Source organism: Pseudosporangium ferrugineum, assembly GCF_003002065.1.
Taxonomy (GTDB): Bacteria; Actinomycetota; Actinomycetes; order Mycobacteriales; family Micromonosporaceae; genus Actinoplanes; species Actinoplanes ferrugineus_A.
Genome location: NZ_PVZG01000009.1, coordinates 87,745 through 113,782 on the forward strand (window position 1 = coordinate 87,745; position 26,038 = coordinate 113,782).

Below are 26,038 nucleotides of genomic sequence, written 5' to 3' on the forward strand. Positions count from 1 at the left end.
GTGCACGTGTTGCTGCTGCTCAAAACCGCCAACGGTGGACTGTGGACGGTGCCGCACATCGAGGAGCTGCGCGGCCGGGGCCATCGGGTCACGGTGCTGCTCCCGCCCGGGCCGGGCCGGCTCCGCGAGGCGCTGGACGAGCTGGGTGTGCCCACGGTGGAGAGCGCCTTCTCGTTCAGTTTCCGGCCGGCGCCGCGGACCCTGCTCGGGTTGTGGCGGCTACGCCGGCAGATCGGCGCCGTGGCGCCCGACGTGCTCCACTACCACCTCTACGCGTCCGCGCTCGCGGCCCGGTTGTGCAGCATCGGCCTGCGGCTGCCCCGGGTGCACATGGTCGCCGGTCCGCTCTATCTGGAGTCGCCGGTCATCCGTACGGCGGAGCGCGCGCTGGCCCGCCTCGACCACGTCACGGTCGCCGGCAGCGAGCACACCGCGGAGCGCTACCGGACGCTCGGCCTACCCGCCACCCGGACCCCGGTCATCCCGTACGGCGTGGACGTGTCCCGCTTCACCCCGCCGGACGCCGCGCGGCGCGCGCGGGCACGGGCGGCGCTCGGCCTCGACCCCGGCGCCTTCGTAGCGATCATGGTGGCCTACACGTACGCCCCCAAGCGCAGCGTGCACCGCGGGCGCGGGATCAAGGGGCACGACGTGCTGCTGGAGGCGTGGCAGGCGTTCGCCGCGCGGCACCCGTACGCCCGGCTCCTGCTCGTCGGCGGCGGGTTCGACGCCGCCGGGGAAAACCACCGGCGGGAGCTCATCGCCCGCTTCCGCCTCGCCGACGACCCCACCGTCGTCTGGCGGTCGTCGGTGCCCGACGTGCGGCTGATGTACGACGCCGCGGACGTGAGCGTCAGCCCGTCCCTGTCGGAGAACCACGGCGCCGCGGTGGAGGCCGGCGCCATGGGCGTCCCGTGCATCGTCAGCGACGCGGGGGCGTTGCCGGAGACGGTCGACGCGCAATGCGGCTGGGTCGTGCCCCGAGGCGACGCCGGGGTCCTGCTGACGGCCCTCGAGGAGGCGCATCTCGCGTTCCTCTCCGGCGGCCTGCCGGCGCGCGGGGCGCGGGCCCGGGAGCGGATGGTCGAGCGGTTCGACCGGTGTGCCGCCGCCGCCCGGCTCGCCGACCTCATCGAGCGCGTGGCCCGATGAGTCCCCGCGTCACCTGTCGCTGCCGAGGAACTCCACCGTCGTCGGTACGCCGTGACCGGAGATCCCGTCGCGGGCCACCACCGTGCGCACGGTACGGGCCAGGATGCGCAGGTCGAGGGCGGGGCCGCGCTCGTCGACGTACCGGACGTCGAGCGCGAACTTGTCCTCCCAGCCGAGCGCGTTCCGCCCGTTCACCTGGGCCAGGCCGGTGATGCCCGGGCGCACCTCGTGGCGCCGGGCCTGCTCGGGCGTGTACCGGTCGAGGTAGGCGGTCAGCAGCGGCCGGGGCCCGACGAAGCTCATGTCGCCCCGGAGCACGTTCCACAGGGTCGGCAGCTCGTCGAGGCTGGTGGCCCGCAGCAGCTGTCCGGCCCGGGTCATCCGCTGGGCGTCCTGCGCGATCCCGGCCGCCCCGCCGTCCGGCGTCATCGTCCGGAACTTCACCAGCGGGAACGGCCTGCCGAGGCGGCCGGCGCGAACCTGCCGGAACAGGACCGGCCGGCCGAGGGTGACCGCGACGAAGCAGCCGACGGCGAGCAGCACCGGCGAGAGCACGAGCAGGCCGCCGGCCGCCCCCGCGATGTCGGCCAGCCGCTTCACGACGTCGTAGCGCCGAGTCACCCTCGCCCCTCGGAACTTTCGGTCATAGTGGACATCAGCCGTTCTTCGCCCGACGCTCCGGAAGGACCACCGTGACCGCGGACCGCTTCGCCGTCCTGATCGTCTGCCACGCGAACCTGTGCCGCTCGCCGATGGCGGAATACCTGCTGCGCCACGCCCTCGAGAGCCGGCTCGGCCCCGCGGCCGGCGGGCTCGAGATCCTCAGCGCCGGCACCGACGCGTGGGCGGACCTCCCGATGCACCCGCTGTCGGTCGAGGCGCTCGGCGAGCACGGCCTCGACGGCACGGCGTTCCGTTCCCGCCGGCTCACCCCCGCGCTGGTGAAGCGGGCCGATCTCGTGCTCACCGCCACCCGGCGGCAGCGGTCCGTCGCCGTCGCCATGGAGCCCGCGGCGGTGAAGCACGCGTTCACCCTCCCCCAGTTCGGGCGGCTGGCCGCCGAGGTCGCCGTCGCGGCGCCGCTGGAACCGGGCACCCCGGCGCAGCGGCTCGGGCGCATCATCGAGCGCATCCCGATGGTGCGGGGTCACCTGCCCGTACCCCCGGCGGAGCAGGACGAGATCGCCGACCCCGTACGGATGCCGATCGAGGTCTTCCGCCGCTGCGCCCACGAGCTCGACCGGATCGCCGGCGTGACGGCGCAGCTCATCGCCCCGAGCCGATAGGTTCGTCGAGCCGGCGCTCCGGCGCGGACTCCGGCTCGCCGCACGCCATGAGGTCGCGCAGCTCGGTGGTGGCCGGCGCGCGCATCCGGTCCCGCCAGGCGCCGCGCCGGTGCTGGCTGGTCATGCCGTACTGCTCGTAGTAGTAGCCCTCGGGGCCCTTCGCCGAGACCATGTTGAAGACGCAGCCCAGCAGCCGGGCGTCGACGGACTGCAGCGCCCGGGCCGCGGTCTGGATCTGCGAGCTCGTGGTCTTGTGGGACCGGGCGAGCAGCAGCGCCCCGTCGGCGCGGGCGGCGACCACGGCGCCGTCGGTCACCGGCAGCAGCGGCGGGCAGTCCACGATGACCATGTCGTACTGCTCGCGGAACTGCTCCAGCAGGTCGGCCATGTGCTGCGAGCCCAGCAGCTCGCTGGGGTTCGGCGGCAGCGAGCCGCTCGGCAGCGCCCACATCCCCTCGCTCCACGGCTGCACGACGTCGGCGATCGACGCGCGGCCGGCGAGGACGGTGGTCAGCCCCACCGCGCCCTCCAGGCCGAGGTAGTCGGCGATCCGGGGCCGGCGCAGGTCCGCGTCGATGAGGAGCACCCGCTGCCCGGCCTCGGCGAAGAGACCGGCGAGCGTGCAGGCGGTCGACGACTTGCCCTCGCCCGGCATCGCGCTGGTGATGACCAGCGTCTTGACCGGCCGGTCCACGTCGACGAACTGGAGGTTCGTCCGCAGTTGCCGCAGCGCCTCGGACCGCGGCGAGTGCCCGCTGCCGGTGAGCCGCAGCGGACCGGAACGGGCGTCCGCGTCGAACGGGACCCCGGCCAGCACCGGCGCCCCGGCGAGCTCGTGGAGGGCGTCCGCCGTCTTGACCGTGGTGTCGAGCGTCTCGCGCAGCACGGCGGCGACGCCCCCGGCCAGCAGGCCGAGCAGGGCCGCCAGGGCGAGATTCCGCAGCGGCTTCGGCGACACCGGGGTGTCACCGCCCGTCGGGCCGGCGACCACCTCGACCTTGATCGGGGAGGCGGTGCGGTCGCGCGGAGTCTCCAGCGCCTCGACCATCGTCGTGAACTCGCGGGCGAGGACCCCGGCGATCAGGCGCGACCGTTCCGCGGAGCCGTCCGTGACGGTCGCCTGCAGCAGCACCGTCTCGGGCAGCGCCTCGGCGGTGATGCGCTCGCGGACCTCGGCCGGGGTGAGTTCCAGCCCGGGGGTCTTCGCCGCGACCACCTTCGCCAGCCGGTCGCCGGTCAGCAGGGTCGCGTACGACTTCACCCGCTGCTGCGAGAAGAGCCCGCCCTGGTACGCGTCGGTCACCCCGTTGTTGGGAGTGGTGACGAAGAAGGTCACCGACGTGGCGTACTGCGGCGTCATCTGCGACGTGAGGATGCCGGCGAGCCCGCAGGCCACTCCGATCCCCGCGAGCAGCATCCACCACCGCTTGCGCAGGACCCGCAGATAATCCCGCACGTCCATGTGACCTCCCGCGGATCGGCTAAAAGATGCCAAAAGGGTATAACCGTTCCCCGTACCAGCGGGAGGAATCGTCACTTTTGCGGCCATGGGGCCGAACCCTTATATAACGTCGCCTCCATCACCTACGTGCAGCGAGGGGACACCGTGGCAGTGCACTCGACGATCGCCCCGGTAGGCGGCGGCCTGCGGCGAATCGGACCGCTTCTGCTGGATCAGACGGCCTGGGCGGCAGGCATCATGCTGGCCGTCATCGCCCGGTACGGCCTGGCGATGGACGCCCCGCTCCTCGCCCGCGCGGCCGGCGCGGCCCTGGCGGCAGCCCTGGTCCACAGCGCGGTCGGCCACCTCGGCTACCTCTACCGCGGGCGCTACCGCTACGGCACCTTCGACGAGGCGCGGGCGGTCGCCGGCTCGGCCGTCATCACCTCGCAGATCCTGCTGATCGCGGACCTGCTCGTCCCGGCCCGGCCGGTGCCGGCCAGCGCCCCGCTGCTCGGCGGCGCGGTCGCCCTCGTGCTCATGCTCGCCGCGCGTTACGTACGGCGCGTCCAGCGGGAACGCCTGCACCGTCCCGATCCCGAGACGACGACGCCGGTGGTGCTCTTCGGCGCCGGCGCCACCGGGATCAGCGTGCTGCGCTCGATGCTGACCGACCCGCGCAGCGTGTACCGGCCGGTCGGGCTCCTCGACGACGACCCCGCCAAACGGCACCTGCGGGCCTGCGGCGTACCCGTGCTCGGCTCCCGCCGCGACCTGGCCGCCGCCCTCACCGCGACCCGGGCCACCACGGTGGTCTTCTGCGTCGCCAACGCGGACGCCGCGCTGATCCGCTCGATCCGCGGGATCACCCTCGGCGCGGGGGCCGAGTTCAAGGTGGTGCCCTCGATGAGCGAGCTCATCGACACCCGGGTCGAGGTGGCGGACGTCCGCGACGTCCAGATCACCGACCTGCTCGGGCGCCACCAGGTCGACACCGACGTGGAAGCGGTCGCCGGATTCCTCACCGGCAAACGCGTGCTGGTCCTCGGGGCGGGCGGGTCGATCGGGTCGGAGCTGTGCCGCCAGATCGACCGCTACCAGCCCGCCGAACTGCTGATGCTCGACCGCGACGAGTCCGCGCTGCACGCCGTCCAGCTGTCCCTGCGCGGACGGGCCCTGCTCGACGACCCGGCCATCATCCTGGCCGACCTGCGGGACGCCGACACCATCCGGCACGTGTTCGCGACCCGGCGCCCCCAGGTGGTGTTCCACGCGGCGGCGCTGAAGCATCTGCCGCTGCTCGAGCGCTACCCGGCCGAGGCGCTGTACACCAACGTGTGGGGCACCCTCGACGTCCTCGAGGCGGCCCGCGACGTCGAACGGTTCGTCAACATCTCCACCGACAAGGCCGCCGACCCGGTGAGCGTGCTGGGGTATTCGAAGCGCATCACCGAACGCCTCACGGCCCACACGGCGCGGGTCAGCCCGGGCACTTTCCTCAGCGTCCGCTTCGGCAACGTCCTCGGCAGCCGCGGTTCCGTCCTGACCGCCTTCAGCGCCCAGATCGCGGCCGGCGGCCCCCTGACGGTGACCGACCCGGAGGTCACCCGCTACCTGATGACCATTCAGGAGGCGGTCCAGCTCGTCATCCAGGCGGCCGCGATCGGCCGCGACGGCGAGGCGCTGGTGCTGGAGATGGGCAAGCCCGTGAAGATCGCCGAACTGGCCCGCCAGATGGCGGCCCTGGCCTCGAAACCGGTGGCGATCGAATACGGCAGGCTGCGGCCCGGCGAGAAACTGCACGAGGACCTTTTCGGTACGGGCGAGTTCGACGTACGGCCCCTGCACCCGGCCATCTCCCACGTGCCGGTGCCACCTCTGGACCCGGAGCGCGTACGCCTGCTCAACCCGTACGCCGAGCCCCCGGTCCTCGCGGCCGAACTGGCCCGCCTCTGCGTGGACGACACGGCCACCGCCGCGGCGCCCGGCGGCGTCCTCGCCTCCGTCGACCGCTCCTCCTAGCCCTTCCTAGTCGGCGGTCAGCCGGGACTTGTCGCGCTGCACCAGGAACGACCGCGACCGGGTCCACTGCCCGGGGCACACGCCGCGCCGCCGCAGCGACCGCAGGGCGCCCTCGGCGGAATAGACGCCCAGCATGCCGGCTCCCCCGGCCACCACGGCCTGCAGCACGTCCGCCCAGCTCAGCACCAGATCCACTCCTCGGTCGTCGATACCGCACCCATTCGGCCGCGGGGGCCCGGCCTTTACGAACCTCGCTCAGACGGTCGCCCCGGCTGCCGAAGAGCAGGGTATGTCTTCGTCGATCCTGCGTAAGGTCGCCCTCGCCTGCGCCGTGCTGCTCGGCTTCGGATTGGTCGCCGGTGCCGGCTTCTACCTCGCGCACACCCAGGCCGGCTCCCGGGCCAGCGTGCTGCAGGCCTTCGACGAGCGCGCCCGGCTGGCCGCCGGACTGACCGGCGACACGCTGCTGGCCAGCGACCCGAAGACCCGCGAGTTGGCGACGGCCGCCTTCGCCTCGGACGGCGACGCGCTCACCGAGGCCCTCGTGAGCACCCTCGACGCCTCCCTCCCCTGGATGGCCGTCATCAAGCCGGACGGGACCCCGCTCGGCGCGTCGTCGGACAGCGCCCTGAGCCGGGTCGCGAAGCTGGGCGGCGACGGCGCCCTCGACCGGGCACTCCGCACGGGCATGATCGCGTTCAGCGACCTCGTCACCGAGGACGGCGTCTCGTGGGTCTACGCCTTCCAGCCGTACAGCGTCGGCGGCGGCACCCGCATCCTGGTCATGCCGCAGCGTGCGACGGACATCAACATCCTGCTGCACAGCGTCGTCAGCGTGGCGGGCGCGAAGACGTACGTCGTCGACAGCACCGGCCACGTGATCGTCGCGGCGGACGCCACCGCAATCGGCGCGAAACTCCCCGACACCGCCCTCGCCGCGGCGGCGAGCAAGCCCGGCCGCGGAGTGGTGAATCACAACCAGTTCGTCGCCGGCGACGTCTCCGGCAGCGACTGGCTTGCGATCGTCGTGACTCCCCGCGCCGCCCTGCTGGCCCCGTACGACCGCACGGCCCGCAGCGCCTGGCTCATCTTCGCCGCCTTCGCCGCCGCCGTGGTCCTGATGATGGTCATCGGCGCGGGCATGCTGACCAGCTCGGCACGCGTCGCCCACGCCCGCCTCCACGACCAGCTCACCGGCCTCCCGACCCGCGCCCTGTTCCTCCAGAGCACCGAGGCCGCCATCGGCCAGTGGCGCCGCGAGTACGCGACCTCGGGCCCCGCCAGCGGCCCGGTCGCGGCCCTCTTCCTGGACCTGGACGGCTTCAAACCGGTCAACGACACGTACGGCCACGCCGCCGGCGACGCGCTCCTGAAGGCGGTCGCGGAACGACTCGTCGCGGCAACCCGCCCGGAGGACTTCGTGAGCCGCTTCGGCGGCGACGAATTCCTGGTGCTCTGCCGCGGCCTCCAGACCGAGGACGACGCCTTCGCCGTGGCGGACCGCATCCAGAACTACCTCAACGAGCCCTTCGAGGTCCTCGGCCAGACGGTCCGCATCGGCGTCTCCATCGGCATAGCCACCGTAGGCGAGTACGCCGACCAGGCCGAATCCCTGATCCACAACGCCGACACGGCCCTCTACCAGGCCAAGAACAACGGCCGCGGCCGCATCGAACGCTTCACCCCAGACATGGCCCCCGCCTGAGCCGTCAGGGAAGCGCGGTCACGTGCGCTCGGACGTGACCGCGCTACCCATCGGCGGACCGGGTAGCCCTGGCCCGTTACCAGCACCGCAGCGCGGCGTACAACGCCGGCCCGACGAGCGGGGGCGGAACCCCGCCCCCGCTCGTCCAGGAATGCCGCTCACCTAGCGTAGTGAACCTGCTTCTTCTGCTGGCCAGTGCTCTTCCGATGCGGCTTCGGCTGCTCCGTGACCATGTACGCGTCGGTGGTACTGGTCCGATTCGGCCCGGCATGGCCATAGGAGAACGCCGTCGACGAGTCAACCGGGTTGCTGATATTCAAGTTCGACATGTCTTGAAGCAGCGAATCGTCGGCTGGCATCTGCGTGGGTGATTGCGCAAAGTGCGTCGGCGAGCCGCCGGGAGACACCGGCGAGCCACTGCCCTGCGTCTGCGTGTGGTCATGGCCGCCGAAGTCGACACTCTGCCATCCGCCCTGCGGCGCCACTCCGCTCGAAGAACCGTAGGGAGCCTGAAAACCGCTCGAAGAGCCGAAGGTCGGCTGATTGTAGGTCGACAGTTCCGGTTCCGGTGAGGCCGGCCGCGACGGGTATTGGTTGGGGTGGGGCGCCGATGCGGTCAGTTCGACGTCGGCCGTCGCCTCCAGGTCGTCCGCCGGAGCTTTACCTTTTTCCGCCCTGTTCGTTGCCCACTGGCCCAGGCCGGCGCCCGCCATGGTCGCAAACGTGCCACCGCCCTGCAGGAAATTGCCCAGGGTCTCGGTCTCTTCATTACCACCGAGGTACTCGCCGGCTGCTTTCATACCTCCACCGGCCACGGCGCTGGCGGTGTAACCCGCGAGCATCACGGGATTGAACGGCCCCGCGCCGGTGAAACCGTTGTAGGCTTCCTTATACATCCCGGCAACGGCCGGAAGCGCCTCGATCGCGGCACCGACCGCCTTGCCGGTCGAATTGCCCATCATCTGGCCGATAGCCGTACCCGTCCCGGATGCCACGGCGCCGTACTCCTGCAGCGTCTTGAACATCGGACCGTTGGGGTTCGCGCGCTGCTTGACCCACTCAAACCAACCTTGCGACGAAGCATGCTCCGGCTCGGCGATTGCCATGTCAACCGCTTGCAAAGTCTGATCGGGATCTACTCCGGCGGCCACCGCCAGATCGGCGAGTTCCTGGGATGCCCGTCGGCCAAAATTGACGGGCTGGTAGGTGGTTCTGCGCCGCAGTTGATTGCTGTTACTTGACTGATTTTTCCTACTTGACCGACTTCCGCTTCCCACGATTCCTCCTGAAGATCAGTGGACTCTGTCCATCGCCGTTGCAACGGACACGAATAGGTCGAGGTTCACGGCCGCCGGGGCATATTGCCCAAAAAGCCGTCGTTCTCGATGGTGGGGCGTTCTTTGGCCCGGTGCGCCCCGGGCTTGCATCCGGCGAACGGTCCGGACGGGTTTCGGAGCGTTTCCATCACGTGACCCAGGCAGTCCCGATGCCATTCGAGCGGGCCGAGCGCCTCCGCCTCCGGGCCGGTCTTCACCTGCCACGCGAGCCACAACGCATGCAGCTGCCCGATCGCTTCCGGATGCTCGCGCCAGCGCGGACACCAGGGCGACGACGAGGTGACCTCGCCGCCGTAGACCGGCAGCAGCAGGCGCTCCACCCAGATCGCCAGGCGCCGGAGTTCCTCGACGTACTCCTCGCCTTCCAGATAGAAGATGAAGAACGCCTTTGGAGGGCGCTTCTTCTCAGGCTGCTCGGCCTCCTGCAACGCCTGTGTCATGAGTCATGCCTCTTCCCTCGGGCACCGGTTGCTCGAACAACGGCCGCCGCCAGGCCCGGGTTCACGAGTCCGGGAAGAAACGCCGAAGGCCGGTCCTACGGCCGTCCGGATCGACGCAAACGCCGGCAGCCTCGCCTGGGCCGGCCCGTGGCCGCGCAGCCCCGGCCGGACGGTCGGTCGGCCCGCCCTTCTCGGCCGACCCGCGCCCGAGCCGGCGCACGGATGCGCGAAGTGCCAGCGAAACAGCCCTTCGGGGCCCGGTGGCCGAGTTCCGGCGGAAAGCCCGCTGCACCACCGCCGACATGCGGGCGGCCGTCGATTGCGGGCGGCATCCCTCCGCGAAGTGCAGGCCATGGGGACGCTGGACGAGGCGGTGGACCCGCGAACGAAGGCCCGCCCGGGCTGCGCGCGAGGATTGAAACCCGATTCAGAGCCCGCGGCGACGCGCGTCGAGAACGACGACCGAACGGCTCACCGAGCCGAGTTGTGCCACATGCCGATCATCGCGGCACTACGTGCAGTGAGCGGAGGTCGGGCGAGGCTCAGTAGCTGCCGGCGCTCTGGAAGTGGTTCCAGGCTCCGCAGGGGCTGTTGTAGCGGCCCTTCACGTAGCCGAGCCCCCACTTGATCTGCGTCGCCGGGTTGGTCTTCCAGTCGGCGCCTGCCGAGGCCATTTTCCTTCCGGGCAGGGCCTGGGGGATTCCGTACGCGCCGGAGCTGCGGTTCTCGGCCTTGTAGTTCCAGCCGCTCTCGTGGGTCCAGAGCTTCTCGAGGCACGGGAACTCGGCGATTTTGAAGCCGGCGTTCAGCATGAGGGAGCAGCCGATCGCGCGGCTGCCGCTGTATTCGTTGCAGGAGGCCGGGATGGGGCCGTTGTACGGGACCGGGCCGCCGTTCGCCGCCTTCTCGCGGGCCTCTTTGGCCTTCTTCTCGTCGATGACCTTCTTCTCGAGCTTGCGGGCCTTGGCGGCGGCCGACCTGGCCTCGGAGGCGGCCTTCTCGGCGGCGGCTCCCTCGGCCTGGCGCTGCCACGCGCGGGCCGCGGCGTGGGCGCTCTGGCGCTGCTTGAGGAGCTGCATGTCGTCGAGTTCCGCGCGCAGGACGCCGGTGGTCGAGGCGGCCGTGCGCTGCTGCTCGGACTGCCGGTTCTGGCCGAGGTACACGCCGCCGGTCAGGCCCGCCAGCAGCAGGCCGACCGACGCGGCTCGTACTCCGACGCGGCTCCAGAGCCGATCCACGAGGCATCCCTTCGTCGGCGTCGTGACGCGGTGTGCATCGCGACTTCGGCGGGCCGTTACTTTTATGGACGTCTATGGGAATGGGGCTCCCGGACGGCCAGGGAACGGCGCTCGGAACACCTTGGCTTACCGCGTCCGCGATGGGAAACGACGCGCCGTAGATGTGTTATTGGTCTCAGGATCTTGCTTTTGTGGGCCGCTGGTGCATCAGGGGAGGACGATCGGCAGCTTGATGCCGTCCAGCGACTGGGCGCAGGCGCACGTACGCTCCCGCGGCAGCCGGGTCACCGCGTCCAGCAGGACGTCGCGGAGCCGCGCGGTGTTGTCGGCGAAGACCTTGAAGACCTCCTCCATGGTCACGCCGTGGTCGCCCTCCACCCCCGCGTCGAGGTCCGTCACCAGTGCGATGGCCGTGTAACAGAGTGCCAGCTCCCGGGCGAGTACCGCTTCCGGGTGACCTGTCATATTCACGATGGTGCCCCCGATCGAGGTGAACCACCGCGACTCCGCCCGGGTCGAGAACCGGGGTCCCTCGACCACCACCATGGTGCCGCCGTCGACCGCCTGCACCCCCTCCGCGGCGGTCAGCACCGCGCGCCGCCCGTCGGCGCAGTACGGGTCCGCGAACGACACGTGCACGGCGCCTTCGTCGTAATACGTCTGCTCGCGCCCGCTGGTGCGGTCGATGAGCTGATCCGGCACCACGAACGTGCCGGGGCCCAGCTCAGGGCGCAGACCACCGACGGCGCAGGGCGCGACGATCTGGCGTACGCCCAAGGAGCGCAACGCCCACAGGTTGGCCCGGTAGGGAATCTTGTGGGGCGGGAAGCGGTGGTCGCGGCCGTGCCGCGGCAGGAACGCGACCCGCCGGCCGCCGACCTCGGCAACCGTGATCCGGTCCGAGGGGGCACCGTACGGGGTGGACACCTCGACCTCGGTGGCTCCGTCGAGAAGCGCGTAGAGCCCCGATCCGCCGATGACGCCGATCTCCGCCGTTGAGGTTCGCTCGTTCATGCGCAGACCTTATCGGTGGCCGGAACCGCAAGCTAATGTCCAAGCATGGCGGGAAGGCAGGGTGGTCGTGTTCAGTGAAGAGCAGCGCATCGGAGGTCGGTCAGTGGAGTCGATGACCGGTCAACTGCTGGTCGCGACGCCGACTCTGAAAGACCCGAACTTCGACCGTACGGTCGTGCTGCTCGTGGCCCACGAGACCGGCGGCGCCCTCGGCGTGGTCCTCAACCGCGCGACCGAGGTCCCCGTCGCCGACGTCCTGGGTGACTGGGGCACCCTCGCCGGCGACCCGGCGGTGCTCTTCGAGGGCGGGCCCGTCCAGCCCGAATCGGCGATCTGCCTGGCCCGCACCCGCCCCGAGGTGAAGAAGCGCGTCACCGGCTTCCATCAGGTCGCCGGCGCCCTGGGCACCGTCGACCTCTCCGCCGACCCCGACCGCCTCCGCGAGAGCGTGGCCGGCATCCGCGTCTTCGCCGGCTACTCGGGCTGGTCCCCGGGCCAGCTCGAGGACGAGATCGCGTCCGGCTCCTGGTTCGTCTTCGACGCCCTCCCGGGCGACCCCTTCGTGAACCGCCCGGACGACCTCTGGGCCATGGTCCTGCGCCGCCAGGGCGACATCCTCGCGGCGGTCGCGCACTTCCCGCCGGACGTGTCCCTGAACTGAGGACCTCCCTGCGGTGGGCCCCTCAGGGGTGTGTACTATTTCGTGAGTGCCCGGGCGACCGGACATGGCAAGGGGCTGTGGCGCAGCTGGTAGCGCACCACACTGGCAGTGTGGGGGTCAGGGGTTCGAGTCCCCTCAGCTCCACGAGTGCGATGGGCGATCTGTGTCCGCGGAAAGCGCGGAGGTGGGTCGCCCTCGTCATGTCTGCTCAGGGGGCCGAGCCCCCTGAAACCCCACGTTGCGGTGGTGGCGGTCGGTGGTTTGCTTGCGCTGGGCGGTCGGGGGCGCGGTCAGTGGTTCGCGGGCGGTGGGTGGTCTGCTCGCGCGTGGCGGGCTGCTTTGGGTGCTGGTCTCCCCTCCCTGGTGTCGCTGGGGGCGACACCAGGGGCGATGGGCGGGTTCAGGGGGTCCAGTCGCCGGTCATTTCTACGTAGTTTTCGCCGGTTGCTTTTTTGCCCTGGTGGGTGCCGGTGAAGGTGGCTGCGGCTTCCAGGTAGCCGCCGCCGTCGGGGGTGGCTAGCTCCTGGTCCGGGTTTCCGGTGATGCGGACCTCCAGGTCGGACCGGAGGGCGGGGATGCGGATCCGCCAGCGGGTGGGGTACGTCTGGCCGGTGGACGGGCTGGTCCAGTGGTGGGTGGCCCGCTTCGCGAGTGGGTCGACGCTGACCACGTCGTACGATCCGTCGGGGTGCAGGACCGTCGCCCAGCTGTTCTTCGATTCGGCGCCGATCGTGTCCCAGACGGCGACCTTGTCGCCGTTGGGCATGCTGAGGTTCATCCACGTCCACCGGGTCAGTGAGCGGGGCATCTCACCCCATTGCCGGTCCAGCCACGAGGTTCCCTTGATCTGGTGCTTGCGCCCGTTGACGGTGAGGGTGCCGGACGTCCGCATCTCCGGAAGGGCGAATTCGTAATTGGGTACGCCGTCGACGAGATTGAAGACGCCCGTCGACCCGTAATTCATCGCCGGGCCCGTGGGCCTGAGTTGCGCGTCGAGGGAGCCCCACGGCGTTTCGACCCGGACCGACTGGTGCCGGGAGTCGCCGGTCCAGCTGAGGCCGGGCGCCTCGATGTCGAGCTTGCCCTCGCTCCATCGGTAGTCGCCCGGCTGGATCGCCGCGTCGTAGTCCCGGTACCAGCCGGTCGTCTTGTTGATCACCGCCAGGGTCCAGCGGTAGGCGCCCTCCGTCCTGTTCGGGAGGACGCGCGTGTGGACCTGGAGGCCGAACTTCTGGCCGTTCGCCTCCACCGCGCTGGTGAAGTAGATCGAATCGAACCAGGTCGGCTCGGGTCCGGCCGCATGCCGGCCCAGGTCGGCCGCGGCATCGATCACGGCGGGAATCCCCGTGCCGGCGGAACGGCCGGCGGGCGCGGCGGGCTGGGCGGCCGGCGGTGTGGATTGGGCATTCGCCTGGGGCGAGATGCCGGCGAAGGCGGCTGTCGCGGTGGCCGCCACCGCGGCCACCGCCAGGAGCGCCGGCCGGCCCATGGTCCGGATCGAGGGCATGAAGCTTGTTCCTCCCCTGTCGCGACGCCCACCGGGCCGTGGCGGCAAGCGTCCGCCGGGTCGGGAGCATCAGTTTGTATTACCAACAAGTTCATGATTGTTGGTAATACAAACCTTGTCAAGGCGGTCGGGTGCGCCCGCACCGCCGTCTGTCGCCTGATCGTGAGGGTCGCGCTCCACGGATTCCGTGGCATCGCCCGCCTGCTTACTGCGGGTGCGGGCCCAAGTGCGACTTCGCCTCAGCGTGGCGGGATCTGTGTGTCGGCGCCTGAGCTTGTTCGGCGGTCGTCGTTCTTCGTCGACGACGGTGAGGCCGCCGACTTCATTCGGCAGATGTACACGACAACACTCTCGGTTCGGGCCGATCCGCCGCGGTGTGCGGTCTTGCCGCTGACCCACGACGCGCCCGTGATGGGGGCGGGTCGGGTGCGCGCGTCCATGCGCGTGGCAAAGGCGAGAAGCACCGTCGCCCTCTCGGCGTGCCTTGCGGCGGGCTCAGGGCCCACGCCCACAGCTCCTATGCAGCCCGGCTGGCTCGGTCCGGTCAATGCTGGCAGGGTCAAATTTCGTCTGCTTCGTCCAGCGGCCGCGTTCTGCGGACGGCGCTGCGATTGCTTGGCTGAAAGCGAGGGTGCTGCCGAGGTGCGGGATGGGGCAGAGCCGGAGCCGGGATGGCGGCGACGGCCCTACGGACCGTAAGGTCGCGGCGTGCTGACGTGGCGGTCGATGCGATGTCTGCTCGGGACGCCGCCGGTGGACCTGCTCGCCGCGGCGCCGACCGGGCTGCTCACGATGCCGTGGATGGCCGCGGTGCGAGGAGCGGCCGCGGCTCCCCGCCGGGTGAGGTGGTGCTGCTGCTCGCAGCTGGGGCGATCGAGCCGAGTTGGCTATCCACTTGGTTGATGCTGAGGCCCACTGCGGGGTGCCGGCCGATCGAGGCTGGGAATGCGACCTCCCGCACCTCGCCTCGTCTGTACAGCCAGATCGCCCAATTCGCGAGCAATCAAGACGTCCCCCGCGCACCGCGAGCAGCGACGGCGTTAGCGCAACGACGACACTCACCGCACGCGGACTCCGAGGGCTCGGCCCTCGGAGCAGACATACGGAACGGCCCCCTGTTCGCGCAGTACGCGAACAGGGGGCCGCCAACCGTGGAGGTGCCGGGAATCGAACCCGGGTCCTTCGTTGTTTTGTCAGGGCTTCTCCGAGCGCAGCTCACTATGTCTCTACTCGGCCCCACCGCTCACGTGAGCAAGTTGGTGTGACGGGCCCAGTCGCTGATTGATCTCGCCGTGCGGTCCCCGCGACCGGGACCGGTTGGCCAACCTCCTAGCTGATGCCGGAGATCTGAGCCGGAGGTGTGCTCAGTCCGACAGACTTGCTACTTACCTCAGGCGGCAAGAGCGAAGTCAGCGCGGGAGTTATCCTTGGCGCTTATTGGTTTCCGACGACCGATTCTCGAGACGACGTCGGCTTCCTCGGCTCGCTTCCCCTGTCTCCACGTACGAAGTCGAAACCAGTCACCCCCCTGTTGGGTCTCCGCTGCTGCGGTGACGGTACAAGACTAACGCGTCCCGGGCCGGACTTCATTCCGGTATCAGCCTGTGCGGCAGGGGGTGCCGTTGACGGTGCAGCTGGTGGGGGCTGCGGGGCCTCGGGACTGCTTGGTGGCCTGGTAGCCGAAGTTGGCCTGGGCGCCCGGGGCGAGGTTGTCGGCGGTGAAGGTCCAGGTGTTGCCGGAGTGGCTGACCTGGGCGTTCCAGACGTTGGTGACGCGGACGCCGGCTCGGGAGCTGTAGCTGATGCTCACCCTCCAGGCGCCCGCCGCCGGGCCCGTGTTGGTGACCTGGACGCCGCCGATGAAGCCCTGGTCCCAGCTGGCGCCCGAGGCGTAGCGGGCGGAGAAGGTCGCCGTGGGCGTCGTGCGGGACGGTGTCGGCTTGGTGGTGGGTTTCGGCTTGGGCTTCTTCGGTACGGCGGACGAGCGGCTCGGCGTCGGGCGTGCTGAGGGCGTACGGGATGGGGTCGGTGAAGGGGTTGCCGAGGCCGGAGGCGAGGCGATCGGGATCGTCGACGGCAGCGCGGCACCCGCCTGGACCACCGGCGTGGAGGGCGGCACGACCAGGACCGGGGACTGGTTCTCGGTGGGGCCGGCCGCCCGGACGGCCACCCAGGCGACCAGGATCACGAGCAGGGTCGCGGCCGCGGCGATGAACGAGTAGCGGGGCAGGCCGAGCTGGCCCATCGTGTGCTTGCCGGACAACGGCGATCCCTTCGCACGGGTGGACTGGGACGCGGCGACGTTACCCGTCAGTCCATGCCCTTGCTGCGGCGGCCCAGGGAACGCTGAATCTCCCTGCTGGCGTCGCGGGCGGCGAGGTCCTGGCGTTTGTCGTACGCCTTCTTGCCCTTGGCCAGCCCGAGCTCGACCTTCGCGTACCCGTTGTGGAAGTAGACCTGGAGCGGGACGAGGGTGACGCCATCGTCGCGGAGCTTGCCCATCAGCTTGCTGATCTCCTCGCGTTTGAGGAGGAGCTTGCGGGTGCGGCGCGGCTCGTGGTTGGTCCAGGTGCCCTGGGTGTATTCCGGGATGTGCATGCCGTGCAGGAAGATCTCGCCGCCGTTCTCGTGGCCGAACGCGTCGACCAGCGACGCCCGCCCCGCACGCAGCGACTTGACCTCGGTGCCGGTGAGCGCCATGCCGGCCTCGTAGGTGTCGAGGATGGCGTAGTCGTGCCGCGCCTTACGGTTGGACGCGACGACCTTGCGCCCCTGTTCGCGCGGCATCTGAGCTCCCTGCACACCGAAAAACACCCCGAAAGGCCGGACCTTTCGATCCTACCGCCGGGTCAGCACAGACAGCTCGGCAGATAATTCAGCGGATTCTTCGGTACGCCGTCGAAGCGCGTCTCGAAGTGCAGGTGGTATCCGGTCGAGGCGCCGGTGGTGCCGACCCGTCCGATGACCTCGCCGCGGCGGACGTACTCGCCGGGGCGGACGTTGATGCGGGACTGGTGGCCGTAGCAGGTGGAGAAGCTGCGGCCCGCCTTCTTCCCGTGGGCGATGCAGGTGTATTTGCCGTACCCGCCGTTCCAGCCGGCCCGGATCACCTGGCCGCTCGCCGCCGCGTGGATCGGCGTGCCTCCGCCGGCGGCTATGTCGGTGCCGGCATGCAGCTGCCACACGTGGTAGTACGGGTCGTACCGGCTGCCGTAATCGCTGGTTTTCCACCCGTGGACGGGCATCAGAAGCTTGCCGCCGACGTACGGGCTCCCGCCGCCGTTCTTGTCGTCCCAGCCGCGCAGCGCGTTCTGGATGCGCGCCTCCTCGGCTTTCGCCTGTTCGTACTTGGCGAGCACGGCGGCGCGCTGGGAGCGGGCGAGGTGCAGGGCGGACTTGCGGCTCTCGGCGAGGCGGATGACGGCGGCGCGGGCGCGCTGGGCGGCCACCTGGGCGTTGCGGGCGGCCCGCAGCTTGCCGGCCGCCTCCCGCTCGGCCTCCTCGGCGGCGCGCTTGGCGAGTCCGGCCCGGTCCTGTTCCACGCGGGCGAGCCGGCGGGCGCGGGTGAGCTCGTCGACGTCCTCCTGCTGGCCGCGCATGACCTGGTCGACGAGGCCGAGCCGGTCCATGGCGTCCTGCGGGCCGCGGGCGCCGATCAGCACGTTGATCGTCGCGAAGTTCCCGCCCATGTACGACGCGGCGGCGATCTCGTCGACCCGGTCGTAGGCCTTCTCGACGCGGACCTGGGCGGCGTCGAACGCGGCGGCGGTCGTGCCGTACAGCTCCCGGGCCGTGTCGGCCTTGCGGCGGGCGGTGGCGGCCTGGACGGAGGCGGCGGCCACGACCCCGCGGGCGGTGGCGACCTTCTTCTGCGCGGCGGGCAGGGCGGCCGTGGCGGCCTCGAGGCGCCGGGCGGCGTTGCGGGCGGTCACGGTGGCGTGCTCGAGGATCGCCTCGGCCCGGTCGACGGCGCGGGCGGCCCGGCGGGCGTCGTCGCCCCCGGCGGGTCCCGCGGAGGCCGGCGCGGCGGTCGCGGCGAGCCCGGCGCAGCAGAGCACGCTCAGGCAGGCGGCCATCGCGGTACGGAACCGGTGGGGTCGGCGTCCAGTAAGCTCCACGAAGAGTCACCGTACTCCGACTTTCCGGCTCTTTTCGCCGAAATCGACCAGAACAGCAATCGCCGCGCATCCCGTACGGAATGCGCGGCGATCGTGGTGTTCGTGCTCGTCAGACCTTGAGGTAGAAGCGCAGGGTGATCCAGGCGGTGATCGCCGAGACGCCTGCGCCGACGCCCGCGAGCAGGGGCAGCATCAGCCAGACGTTACCGTCCGGAATCGGCGTCAGGACGTTCATCAGCGCCTGGAGCCGCCCGTCGAGCAGCGCCACCTTGCCGACGAAGATGAAGGCGAACCCGAGGATCGCGCCGATGAGGCCGGCCACCACCGCCTCGAGCACGAACGGCGCCTGGATGAACCAGTTGGACGCGCCGACCAGCTTCATCACCGCGACCTCGCGGCGCTTGCTGTACGCGGCGACCTGGATGGTGTTACCGACCAGCAACAGCGCCGCCAGGGCCATGAAGCCGGCGACCACCAGCGCCATCACCTGGATCGCGTTGAAGATCTTGAACACCTTGTCGAGCAGCTCGCGCTGGTCGACGATGTCCTGGATGCCCTGCTGGGTCCTGATCTGGTCGGCGAAGGCCTGGTACTGCTCCGGGTCCTTGAGCTTGACCCGGTAGGACGCGGGCAGGCTGTCCGGCTTCACCGACTTGACGAAGTCCTCGGAGTCCCGCCAGAGCACCTTGAACTTCTCGTACGCCTGCTCCTGCGTCTCGTATTCCTTCGACTGCACGAGCGAGTTCTGGTCGATCGCCTGGTTGATCGCGGCGCGCTGAGCCTCGGTGACGTCGTCACGCAGGAAGATCGAAACCTCGATCTCGCCGTAGTAATAGTCCTTCATCTGGTCGACCTGCATGTACATCAGCACGCTGGCGCCGAGCATGGTGAGCGACACCGACATGGTGATGATCATGGCGATGGTCATCGTGACGTTGCGCCACAGGCCGACCAGCACCTCGTTGAGGACGTACTTGAGACGCATCGGGGGGTTCCTTCCGGGACTCCGCGTTCGTAGATCAGGAAAACTGGGGGGCGGGGCCCGATGTCAGCCGTAGACGCCGCGGGCCTGGTCGCGGACGATCCGCCCGCTCTCGATCTCGATGACCCGGCGGCGCATCTGGTTGACGATGTTGGAGTCGTGCGTGACCATCACGACCGTCGTGCCGGTCCGGTTGATCCGGTCGAGCAGTCGCATGATCTCGATCGACGTGTCCGGGTCCAGGTTTCCGGTGGGCTCGTCCGCCAGCAGGATCAGCGGCCGGTTGACGAACGCGCGCGCCACGGCGACACGCTGCTGCTCACCACCGGAGAGCTCGTGGGGGTAGCGGTGCTCCTTGCCGCCGAGGCCGACGAGCTCCAGGACCTCGGGCACGACCCGGCGGGCCACCGCCTTGGTCTTGCCGATGACCTCGAGGGCGAAGGCCACGTTCTCGTACGCCGTGCGGTTGGGCAGCAGCCGGAAGTCCTGGAACACGCACCCGATGGAGCGCCGGAAGTGCGGGATCTTCCAGGACCGCATCGTGGTGACGTCCTTGGAGTTCACCACCACCTTGCCGCGCGAGGGTGCCACCTCATGCAGCAGGAGCTTGATGATCGTCGACTTGCCGGAACCGGAGGGGCCGATGAAGAAGACGAACTCACCCTTCTCGATACCGACGCTGACATCGTCCAGCGACGGCCGAGACGCCTTCGGATACGTCTTCGTCACGTTCTCAAGCTGAATCACGGGTCGAGAGTCTACGCGGTGTAACGAAAACGCCAACCCCGGCGGTGGCCACTTTTCGCGCCCACCGAGGCTGATCTTCGGTCCTGGTGCGAAATCTGCACCGAAGGTGAACGCCGCCTGACTCTTCGTTCAGGCGGCGTGTCGCGGACCGGTCAGCCGGCCATCTGGGTCTGCTTGCGCCACCGGATGCCAGCCTCGATGAACTCGTCGAGTTCGCCGTCGAAGACCGACGAAGGGTTGCCCGTCTCCTGCTCAGTGCGCAGATCCTTGACCATCTGGTACGGGTGCAGCACGTACGAACGCATCTGGTCGCCCCACGATCCGGTGGTGTCCTGCTTGAGGCCGGCCATCTTCGCCTCCTCCTCCTGGCGCTTGCGCTCGAGCAGGCGCGCCTGGAGGACCCGCATCGCGGACGCCTTGTTCTGCAGCTGCGACTTCTCGTTCTGACACGTCACCACGATGCCGGTCGGAATGTGGGTGAGCCGCACCGCGGAGTCGGTGGTGTTAACGCTCTGTCCACCAGGACCCGACGAACGGTAGACGTCGACCCGGATCTCGTTCTCGGGGATGTCGATGTGGTCCGTCTGCTCCACGACCGGCATCACCTCGACGCCGGCGAAGCTGGTCTGGCGGCGGCCCTGGTTGTCGAACGGGCTGATCCGGACCAGCCGGTGGGTGCCCGACTCCACGCTGAGCGTGCCGTACGCGTAGGGCACCTTGACGGCGAAGGTGGCCGACTTGAGGCCCGCCTCCTCCGCGTACGAGGTCTCGTACACCTCGGTGGGGTATCCGTGGCGCTCCGCCCAGCGCAGATACATGCGCAGGAGCATCTCGGCGAAGTCGGCCGCGTCCACGCCGCCGGCGCCGGCCCGGATGGCCACGACGGCCTCACGGGAGTCGTACTCGCCGGAGAGGAGGGTGCGGACCTCCATCTCCTCGATGGCCTTGTGCAGCTTCACCAGCTCGTCACCGACCTCGGCGACCGATCCGGCGTCCCCCTCGGCCTCCGCCATCTCCAGCAGCAGGGCGGCGTCGTCGAGGCGCGACCGGAGCCGCTCCATCTTCGAGATCTCGCCGGAGACGTACGACAGCCGGGAGTTGACGTCCTGGGCCCGGGCCTGGTCGTCCCACAGGTCGGGGGCGGAGGCCTGCTCCTCGAGCTCCGCGCGGGTGCGGCGCAGCTTGTCGAGGTCGAGGACGTTCTCGATGTTGCGCAGGGTGGCGTCGAGGGCCTTGAGCTGGTCAGGAAAGTCGGCTGCACTCACGACGGTCAAGAGTACGCCGCCCGGCCCCTGTTGCGGCCGGGCGGCCCTTACTCGGTGCTTCCCGCGTCACTCCGCCGGGGCGGCCTTGAGCCAGCTCAGGGCCGCTTTGTGGTACGCGACCGCGAACTCGAGCGCGGCGGCGCCGTACGCGTCGCCCGCCTTCTTGGCCTCCTTGGCCTGCTCACGCGCCATGGCCAGGGCCTCGGAGTGATATTCGTTCGCGCCGGTGTAGAGCGTCTTGAGCTGGCCACCGGCGTGCTGCTGGCCGAAGGCGACGCGCAGGGCGACCGGGTTGCGGATCGCGTCGCGGCCGGGTGCCTCGGCGAGCCACCGGCTGAAGGCACGCTTGCCGGCGGCGGTGATGGCATAGGGCTGGCTGGACCGTGGTCCCGGCTTGCCGAGGCGGACGTAGCCCATTTCGGCGAGGACGGGGAGTTCGCGGTAGACCTGGCTCCGCGTCATCGACCAGTAGGGCCCGAGGCGGCGTTCGGCAGCCGCCATCAGCTGTCCGCCGGTCATCGGCCCATCGTGGAGCAGGCCGAGCAGAGCGGCAGCTGTGGGATTGATTTGAGAGTCGGGCATGCCTTCTAAGCTGCCACTTTGTCGCTTCGGCGTCCAGGATTTCGCCCGATCCGTCCAATTTGCGTCTCCACAAACGACTGTCCCGCACAGACAGTCCGACCACGAGGGTCGTGACCGGGCGTTTCGCCGTTGCGGAGGGGCATCGCACGGTAAAATGGAGCGCGAAAACGGTCAGACGGCGCTCCCGGTCGGTAACGGCCCCAAAAGAGCGCGGATCGTCGCCCCCTCATTTCTGAAGAAAAGACGACGACCCGCAAACCAGACAATCACCCCATGTGGGGGTACTGCCACGCCGTCGGCGGCTCGAAAGTTTCCTTGATGGTCCGCGGCGAGACCCAGCGGAGCAGGTTCAGCATCGAACCGGCCTTGTCGTTCGTGCCGCTGCCGCGGGCCCCGCCGAACGGCTGCTGGCCGACGACCGCCCCGGTCGGCTTGTCGTTGATGTAGAAATTGCCCGCCGCGTTCCGCAGCGCCGTCCCGGCCCAGTCGACCACCGAACGGTCCGTGGCGAAGATCGAGCCGGTGAGCGCGTACGGGGAGACCGCCTCGGCCTGGGCCACCGCGCCCTCGAAGTCGCCGTCCTCGTAGACGTGCACGCCCAGGATCGGGCCGAAATACTCGGTCGTGAAGATCTCGTGCGCCGGGTCGCTCGACTCCACCAGCGTCGGCGACACGAACCAGCCCTCGCTGTCGTCGGCCGCACCGCCGGCCAGGACCGTACAGGCGGCACTGTTCTTGATCCGGTCCAGAGCAGCCGCATGCTTGGCGAACGCCCGGCCGTCGATCACCGCGCCGCCGAACGTCGACAGATCGGTGACGTCGCCGTACCGGATCGAGGCCACCGTCGCCGCGAGCCGGTCCCGCAGGCCGCCCTCCCAGATGCTGCGGGGCACGTACGCCCGCGACGCCGCCGAGCACTTCTGACCCTGATACTCGTACGCGCCCCGGACCAGCGCGGTGTGCAGCGCGTCCACGTCGGCGCTGGCGTGGGCGAACACGAAGTCCTTGCCGCCCGTCTCCCCCACCAGCCGCGGGTACGACCGGTAGCGGTCGATGTTGCCGCCGACCTCCCGCCACAGGTGCCGGAACGTGCCCGTGGAACCGGTGAAGTGGATGCCGGCCAGGTCCGGGTCGGCGAGCACCACGTCGGACACGGCCAGCCCGTCGCCGGCCACCATGTTGATCACACCGGGCGGCAGGCCGGCCGCCTCGAACAGCCGCATGGTGAAGTGCGCGGAGAACTGCTGCGTCGGCGACGGCTTCCAGACCACCGTGTTACCCATCAGCGCGGGCGCCGAGGGCAGGTTGCCGGCGATGGCGGTGAAGTTGAACGGGGTGATCGCATAGACGAACCCCTCCAGCGGGCGGTGATCGAACCTGTTCCAGAAGCCCGGCGACGACTGCGGCTGCTCGGCCAGGATCCGCTCGCCGAACGCCACGTTGAACCGCAGGAAGTCGATCAGCTCGCACGCGGCGTCGATCTCCGCCTGATAGGCCGACTTCGACTGGCCGAGGATCGTGGCGGCGTTCAGCGTGTCCCGCCACCCCCCGGCGAGCATCTCCGCGGCGCGCAGGAACACCGCGGCCCGTTCGCTGTACGGCAGGGCACGCCACCCGGGAGCGGCCCGCTTGGCGGCGGCCACGGCGGCCGCGGCGTCCTCGTGCGTGGAGTTGTGCGTGACACCGAGGACGTGGTGACGCTTGTGCGGCTGCACCACCTCGATCGGGTCGCCGCCACCGGGCCGCTGCACGCCGTCGATCGTGTTCGTCAGCTCCAGGCGCTCGGCGGCGAGCGCCTCGACCCGCTCCTGCAGGGTGGCGCGCTCCGGGCTGCCGGGCGCATAGCCGCGTACGGGCTCGTTCCGTGGCACCGGCACGGAAAACTGGGCGTCCATCACGTACTCCTCGACCTTGTGGGTTTGCGCTGCTGCGACATCGTGTGCCGGTTCCATCCTCGCACGCAGGCGGATCACGGCCGGGCGGTCGGAAAGGGCAGATCATCCGGGTACGGACGCGTCCCGCACGGGTGGTTCCGGGCGTTTCCGGCGGCGGGGCGGGCCAGTTCGGCCTCGTGCCGACGGGCGGTCGGGCTTGCTCCGGACCGCCGGTCGGGCTTGCTCCGGCGGCGGGGCGGGCGGGCGGAAAGCGTCGGTGGGTCCGCGTACGCTGTGGCGCATGAGTGAGGCGGACAGCGAGGCCATCGGGGCCGGAAGGGCAGCGTCACGCGGCATCGTGCTGGCGGCGACCGGGCTCGTCTGGGCGGCCGCAATGCTGTGGTCGGCCCGTGCCACGATCACCGGCCGCGTGGACGCCGAGATGGAGGTCACCTCCACGGCGTACGCGATGCCCGGAGCCGTCTCCGCCGCCCTCGTCGCCGGCGCCGCGGTCGCGCTCGCGCTCGTCGGCTTCTTCCCCCGCACCGGCCGCACCGGCCGCTTCCTCCTGGCGATCGGCGGCGGCCTCGCCGTGGGCCTGCTCGGCGCCCTGAGCATCATCACGATCAACACCGAGGGCTGGATCTACGCCGTCGTCGGCGGCACGATCGCGGCCGCGGCGACCATCGGCGGCGCGCTGGCCGGCTTCCGCTACCCCCGGGTGACCGCGGCCGTCTGCTGGGGAGCCATCGCCGTGTTCCTCGCCGGCGTCGTGCTCACCTTCCTCCAGGACGACCTCCTCCCGGTCTTCGGCGCCGCGGACACCTCGTCGTCCCAGGCCACCGCGGCGGGCTACTTCGGCTTCGCCCAGGGCGTGCTCGGCGGCCTCGCGGCGGGACTGATCGGCTACCGGCTGCTGCGCCGCGCCCGCCACCGCACCGGCTCCGACCTGAAGTGGCCGCTCTACGCCCTGACGGGCGCCGGCCCGGGCCTGCTGCTGGTGGTCGGCGAGATCCTTACGCGTACGGCGGGCTCCCGCGTCCTCGAACTGGCCGGCAGGGTCAGCGAGCTGGAACTGACGGTCCAGCAGATGCTGAGCGGTTCCCGCCTCAACAACGGCCTGATCGTCCTGTTCGTGGGAGCCTTCACGGCGATGGTGGCGGTGGGCCGCACCCTCGGCTCCCCCGCCACCGACCCCACCGGCCCGGACGACGACCCAGCCGGCTCCGAGCCCGCCCCTCCCGAACCCACTGCCCCGGCCGCCGCCGCGCCGGCTGCTGCCGTGGCTGCTGCCCCCGGCGCTGGTCAGCCAGCTGCTCCCGTGGCTGCTGCCCCCGGCGCTGGTCAGCCAGCTGCCGCCGTGGCTGCCACCCCCGGCGCTGGTCAGCCAGCTGCCGCCGTGGCTGCCGCCCCCGGCGCTGGTCAGCCAGCTGCCGCCGTGGCTGCCACCCCCGGCGCTGGTGAGCAGGCTGCTGCCGTGCAGGCCGGCGATTCCGCGGATTCTGAGGAGACCGCGCGGGGCGGGGACGCCGAGCCGGTCAGGTCAGTTCGTCGAGCTCGCTGACCGCGTACCACTCGAGTTCGTGGTCCTCGGCACCGTCGACGGTGAACCGGGCGTCGGGGTCGCCCGCCAGCGCCTCCTCGACCACGTCCGCGGCGGCGGCCACCGCTTCCGCGGCGTCGACTCCGTCCACGTGGATGGACGCGACCTCCTTCAGGGAGATGGGCTGCGGCAGCCTCACCGTGCTCGACCCCAGCTCGACGTCCTCCCGCACCAGCGCCCCGGCCGCCACATCGGCCGAGATGACCACCCGGCGGCGCGGCGCCCCCGGGTCGTGGCGCAGCAGTTGCAGGGCGGCCTGGGCGGCACGGGTGAAGGCCACGTACTCGAGCTCTTCCTCGTCGCCCTCGGCGTACCATTCCCGCAGCGCCGGGGTCACGGCATGCGCGACCACCGGCCCGTCACCGAGCCGCCCGGCCGCCCGCAGGCTGGCCAGCATCGGCACGGTGGCGGGAACATAGACCCGAACCAGATCGGTGATCGGCACTTGCATCTCCTGAACGGCTCGACCGTGTAACACACCGCCGCGCACGCTACCGGAAGCCGACGCCCACCCATCACCACCCGCAGCCGTGTCAGGCCACCGCCATCGCGGCCCTCACCATCGCGGCCCTCACCACCGCGACGCTCTCCGCGCGCCACTTTCTCCGCGCGCCACCTTCTCCGCGCGCCACCTTCCCGGCGCCGCAGACTTCCCGGGGCGCAACCTTCTCAGCGCCGCAGCGCTCTCCGCGCAACGTTCTCAACGCGCCTCTTCGGCGCCGTGGTCTACTCGAGTCCGCCGCCGGGGCGGGCTCTTGAGGGCGGGTCGCTCTCGGCTTGACCGGGCGCGCTCTTCAGGTTGGCGGCTCCGGTGATCGGCCGCTGCCGGTCCGGCGGCGGGTTCGGTCCGGCGGCCGGACGGGGCTCGGTACGGGGCTCGGTACGGGGCTCGGTACGGGCCTCGGTACGGCGGCCGGACGGGGTTCGGTCCACAGCGGGATCTGTGGGGCTTGCCGGGCGGGTGGGCCGGTATCCACCGGTCGGTGGGCGGTTGAGCCGTCGCAGGTAAACGGTGGCAAACTGAGCTTGATCGCTGCCGTGCGAGGTCCGGAGGAACCGTGGAG

General features: G+C 70.5%; 23 protein-coding genes, 1 tRNA gene and 1 other RNA gene. 7 read left to right on the forward strand and 18 right to left on the reverse strand.

Translation table 11 applies throughout. The features are described 5' to 3' along the window. Nucleotides 1–1,152 (forward strand): glycosyltransferase, encoded by a 1,152-nt coding sequence (locus tag CLV70_RS19875; protein WP_106128036.1) that lies wholly within the window; start codon nt 1–3, stop codon nt 1,150–1,152. Nucleotides 1,153–1,161: 9 nt separating this feature from the next. Here the strand turns inward: CLV70_RS19875 and CLV70_RS19880 are convergent, their stop codons facing one another. Next, on the reverse strand, nt 1,162–1,773 hold the full coding sequence (locus CLV70_RS19880; RefSeq protein ID WP_106128038.1) for a sugar transferase: 612 nt from the start codon (nt 1,771–1,773) through the stop codon (nt 1,162–1,164). A 71-nt stretch (nt 1,774–1,844) separates the two neighbouring features. Between CLV70_RS19880 and CLV70_RS19885 the strand changes: the two genes are divergently transcribed. Then, nucleotides 1,845–2,438, forward strand: a complete 594-nt coding sequence (locus tag CLV70_RS19885) for an arsenate reductase/protein-tyrosine-phosphatase family protein (protein WP_211303818.1) — start codon at nt 1,845–1,847, stop codon at nt 2,436–2,438. Here CLV70_RS19885 and CLV70_RS19890 read toward each other — a convergent pair. Beyond that, nucleotides 2,419–3,900: a tyrosine-protein kinase domain-containing protein gene (locus CLV70_RS19890; RefSeq protein ID WP_106128039.1), complete on the reverse strand. Its 1,482-nt coding sequence runs from the start codon at nt 3,898–3,900 to the stop codon at nt 2,419–2,421. The two genes, CLV70_RS19885 and CLV70_RS19890, sit on opposite strands and share 20 nt — an antisense overlap. Nucleotides 3,901–4,044: 144 nt before the next feature. Between CLV70_RS19890 and CLV70_RS19895 the strand changes: the two genes are divergently transcribed. Further along, entirely contained in the window at nt 4,045–5,901 is a 1,857-nt protein-coding gene (locus CLV70_RS19895) for a polysaccharide biosynthesis protein (RefSeq protein WP_342750383.1), read from the forward strand. A gap of 6 nt (nt 5,902–5,907) precedes the next feature. Here the strand turns inward: CLV70_RS19895 and CLV70_RS39170 are convergent, their stop codons facing one another. After that, the gene (locus CLV70_RS39170) at nt 5,908–6,096 is read right to left on the reverse strand and encodes a hypothetical protein (RefSeq protein WP_146164103.1); all 189 of its coding nucleotides are present in this window, start codon (nt 6,094–6,096) and stop codon (nt 5,908–5,910) included. A 94-nt stretch (nt 6,097–6,190) separates the two neighbouring features. Here CLV70_RS39170 and CLV70_RS19900 point away from each other — a divergent pair, with 94 nt between their 5' ends. Continuing rightward, nucleotides 6,191–7,606, forward strand: coding sequence for a GGDEF domain-containing protein (locus tag CLV70_RS19900; RefSeq protein ID WP_146164104.1), 1,416 nt, complete (start codon nt 6,191–6,193; stop codon nt 7,604–7,606). A gap of 158 nt (nt 7,607–7,764) precedes the next feature. On the opposite strand, the gene CLV70_RS19905 is transcribed toward CLV70_RS19900, so the two are convergent. From CLV70_RS19905 to CLV70_RS19920, 4 genes are all read right to left on the reverse strand, one after another. Then, nucleotides 7,765–8,883 carry a hypothetical protein gene (locus tag CLV70_RS19905; protein WP_146164105.1) on the reverse strand — a complete coding sequence of 373 codons (1,119 nt, stop codon included), beginning with the start codon at nt 8,881–8,883 and terminating at the stop codon, nt 7,765–7,767. A gap of 65 nt (nt 8,884–8,948) precedes the next feature. Then, nucleotides 8,949–9,383 carry a DUF4913 domain-containing protein gene (locus tag CLV70_RS19910; RefSeq protein WP_106128042.1) on the reverse strand — a complete coding sequence of 145 codons (435 nt, stop codon included), beginning with the start codon at nt 9,381–9,383 and terminating at the stop codon, nt 8,949–8,951. A gap of 542 nt (nt 9,384–9,925) precedes the next feature. Then, nucleotides 9,926–10,621 (reverse strand): aggregation-promoting factor C-terminal-like domain-containing protein, encoded by a 696-nt coding sequence (locus CLV70_RS19915; protein ID WP_106128043.1) that lies wholly within the window; start codon nt 10,619–10,621, stop codon nt 9,926–9,928. A gap of 207 nt (nt 10,622–10,828) precedes the next feature. Continuing rightward, the gene (locus CLV70_RS19920; protein WP_106128045.1) at nt 10,829–11,635 is read right to left on the reverse strand and encodes an S-methyl-5'-thioadenosine phosphorylase; all 807 of its coding nucleotides are present in this window, start codon (nt 11,633–11,635) and stop codon (nt 10,829–10,831) included. 112 nt (nt 11,636–11,747) lie between these two features. On the opposite strand from CLV70_RS19920, the gene CLV70_RS19925 reads away from it, so the two are divergent. Further along, a complete protein-coding gene (locus CLV70_RS19925; protein ID WP_170148641.1) occupies nt 11,748–12,296 on the forward strand; it encodes a YqgE/AlgH family protein in 549 nt (182 codons plus the stop codon). A 71-nt stretch (nt 12,297–12,367) separates the two neighbouring features. Then, nucleotides 12,368–12,440: transfer RNA gene (locus tag CLV70_RS19930), tRNA-Ala, on the forward strand. A gap of 256 nt (nt 12,441–12,696) precedes the next feature. On the opposite strand, the gene CLV70_RS19935 is transcribed toward CLV70_RS19930, so the two are convergent. The 10 genes from CLV70_RS19935 to pruA all read right to left on the reverse strand — a co-directional run bounded on the left by CLV70_RS19935 (nt 12,697) and on the right by pruA (nt 23,392). After that, complete coding sequence (locus CLV70_RS19935) at nt 12,697–13,803, reverse strand: lipocalin family protein (RefSeq protein WP_106128047.1); 1,107 nt, start codon at nt 13,801–13,803, stop codon at nt 12,697–12,699. Between the two features lie 1,149 nt (nt 13,804–14,952). Beyond that, nucleotides 14,953–15,331, reverse strand: a transfer-messenger RNA (tmRNA) gene (gene ssrA / locus CLV70_RS19940). A gap of 69 nt (nt 15,332–15,400) precedes the next feature. Beyond that, nucleotides 15,401–16,066, reverse strand: coding sequence for a cellulose binding domain-containing protein (locus CLV70_RS19945; RefSeq protein WP_146164106.1), 666 nt, complete (start codon nt 16,064–16,066; stop codon nt 15,401–15,403). Nucleotides 16,067–16,113: 47 nt separating this feature from the next. Then, nucleotides 16,114–16,590: an SsrA-binding protein SmpB gene (gene smpB / locus CLV70_RS19950; RefSeq protein ID WP_106128225.1), complete on the reverse strand. Its 477-nt coding sequence runs from the start codon at nt 16,588–16,590 to the stop codon at nt 16,114–16,116. Between the two features lie 62 nt (nt 16,591–16,652). Further along, the gene (locus tag CLV70_RS19955) at nt 16,653–17,921 is read right to left on the reverse strand and encodes a M23 family metallopeptidase (RefSeq protein WP_245908338.1); all 1,269 of its coding nucleotides are present in this window, start codon (nt 17,919–17,921) and stop codon (nt 16,653–16,655) included. Nucleotides 17,922–18,030: 109 nt separating this feature from the next. Further along, nucleotides 18,031–18,906, reverse strand: a complete 876-nt coding sequence (gene ftsX, locus CLV70_RS19960; protein ID WP_106128050.1) for a permease-like cell division protein FtsX — start codon at nt 18,904–18,906, stop codon at nt 18,031–18,033. Nucleotides 18,907–18,969: 63 nt separating this feature from the next. After that, a complete protein-coding gene (gene ftsE / locus CLV70_RS19965; RefSeq protein ID WP_106128051.1) occupies nt 18,970–19,650 on the reverse strand; it encodes a cell division ATP-binding protein FtsE in 681 nt (226 codons plus the stop codon). 152 nt (nt 19,651–19,802) lie between these two features. After that, a complete protein-coding gene (prfB, locus tag CLV70_RS19970; protein WP_106128052.1) occupies nt 19,803–20,915 on the reverse strand; it encodes a peptide chain release factor 2 in 1,113 nt (370 codons plus the stop codon). 66 nt (nt 20,916–20,981) lie between these two features. After that, on the reverse strand, nt 20,982–21,497 hold the full coding sequence (locus CLV70_RS19975; protein WP_106128053.1) for a PadR family transcriptional regulator: 516 nt from the start codon (nt 21,495–21,497) through the stop codon (nt 20,982–20,984). A 266-nt stretch (nt 21,498–21,763) separates the two neighbouring features. After that, nucleotides 21,764–23,392, reverse strand: coding sequence for an L-glutamate gamma-semialdehyde dehydrogenase (gene pruA, locus CLV70_RS19980; protein WP_106128054.1), 1,629 nt, complete (start codon nt 23,390–23,392; stop codon nt 21,764–21,766). A 280-nt stretch (nt 23,393–23,672) separates the two neighbouring features. On the opposite strand from pruA, the gene CLV70_RS40440 reads away from it, so the two are divergent. Continuing rightward, nucleotides 23,673–24,935, forward strand: coding sequence for a hypothetical protein (locus CLV70_RS40440; RefSeq protein ID WP_211303819.1), 1,263 nt, complete (start codon nt 23,673–23,675; stop codon nt 24,933–24,935). Here CLV70_RS40440 and CLV70_RS19990 read toward each other — a convergent pair. Further along, the gene (locus tag CLV70_RS19990; protein ID WP_245908361.1) at nt 24,910–25,371 is read right to left on the reverse strand and encodes a DUF6912 family protein; all 462 of its coding nucleotides are present in this window, start codon (nt 25,369–25,371) and stop codon (nt 24,910–24,912) included. The two genes, CLV70_RS40440 and CLV70_RS19990, sit on opposite strands and share 26 nt — an antisense overlap. Between the last annotated feature and the right edge of the window lie 667 nt (nt 25,372–26,038).

Coding starts and splice junctions, on each gene's coding strand:
- CLV70_RS19890 (WP_106128039.1), bottom strand. CDS start 3,900: ATGGACGTGCGGGATTATCTGCGGGTCCTGCGCAAGCGGTGGTGGATG.
- CLV70_RS19900 (WP_146164104.1), top strand. CDS start 6,191: ATGTCTTCGTCGATCCTGCGTAAGGTCGCCCTCGCCTGCGCCGTGCTG.
- CLV70_RS19910 (WP_106128042.1), bottom strand. CDS start 9,383: ATGACACAGGCGTTGCAGGAGGCCGAGCAGCCTGAGAAGAAGCGCCCT.
- CLV70_RS19920 (WP_106128045.1), bottom strand. CDS start 11,635: ATGAACGAGCGAACCTCAACGGCGGAGATCGGCGTCATCGGCGGATCG.
- CLV70_RS19925 (WP_170148641.1), top strand. CDS start 11,748: ATGACCGGTCAACTGCTGGTCGCGACGCCGACTCTGAAAGACCCGAAC.
- CLV70_RS19935 (WP_106128047.1), bottom strand. CDS start 13,803: ATGCCCTCGATCCGGACCATGGGCCGGCCGGCGCTCCTGGCGGTGGCC.
- smpB (WP_106128225.1), bottom strand. CDS start 16,590: ATGCCGCGCGAACAGGGGCGCAAGGTCGTCGCGTCCAACCGTAAGGCG.
- ftsX (WP_106128050.1), bottom strand. CDS start 18,906: ATGCGTCTCAAGTACGTCCTCAACGAGGTGCTGGTCGGCCTGTGGCGC.
- CLV70_RS19975 (WP_106128053.1), bottom strand. CDS start 21,497: ATGCCCGACTCTCAAATCAATCCCACAGCTGCCGCTCTGCTCGGCCTG.
- pruA (WP_106128054.1), bottom strand. CDS start 23,392: ATGGACGCCCAGTTTTCCGTGCCGGTGCCACGGAACGAGCCCGTACGC.
- CLV70_RS40440 (WP_211303819.1), top strand. CDS start 23,673: ATGAGTGAGGCGGACAGCGAGGCCATCGGGGCCGGAAGGGCAGCGTCA.
- CLV70_RS19990 (WP_245908361.1), bottom strand. CDS start 25,371: ATGCTGGCCAGCCTGCGGGCGGCCGGGCGGCTCGGTGACGGGCCGGTG.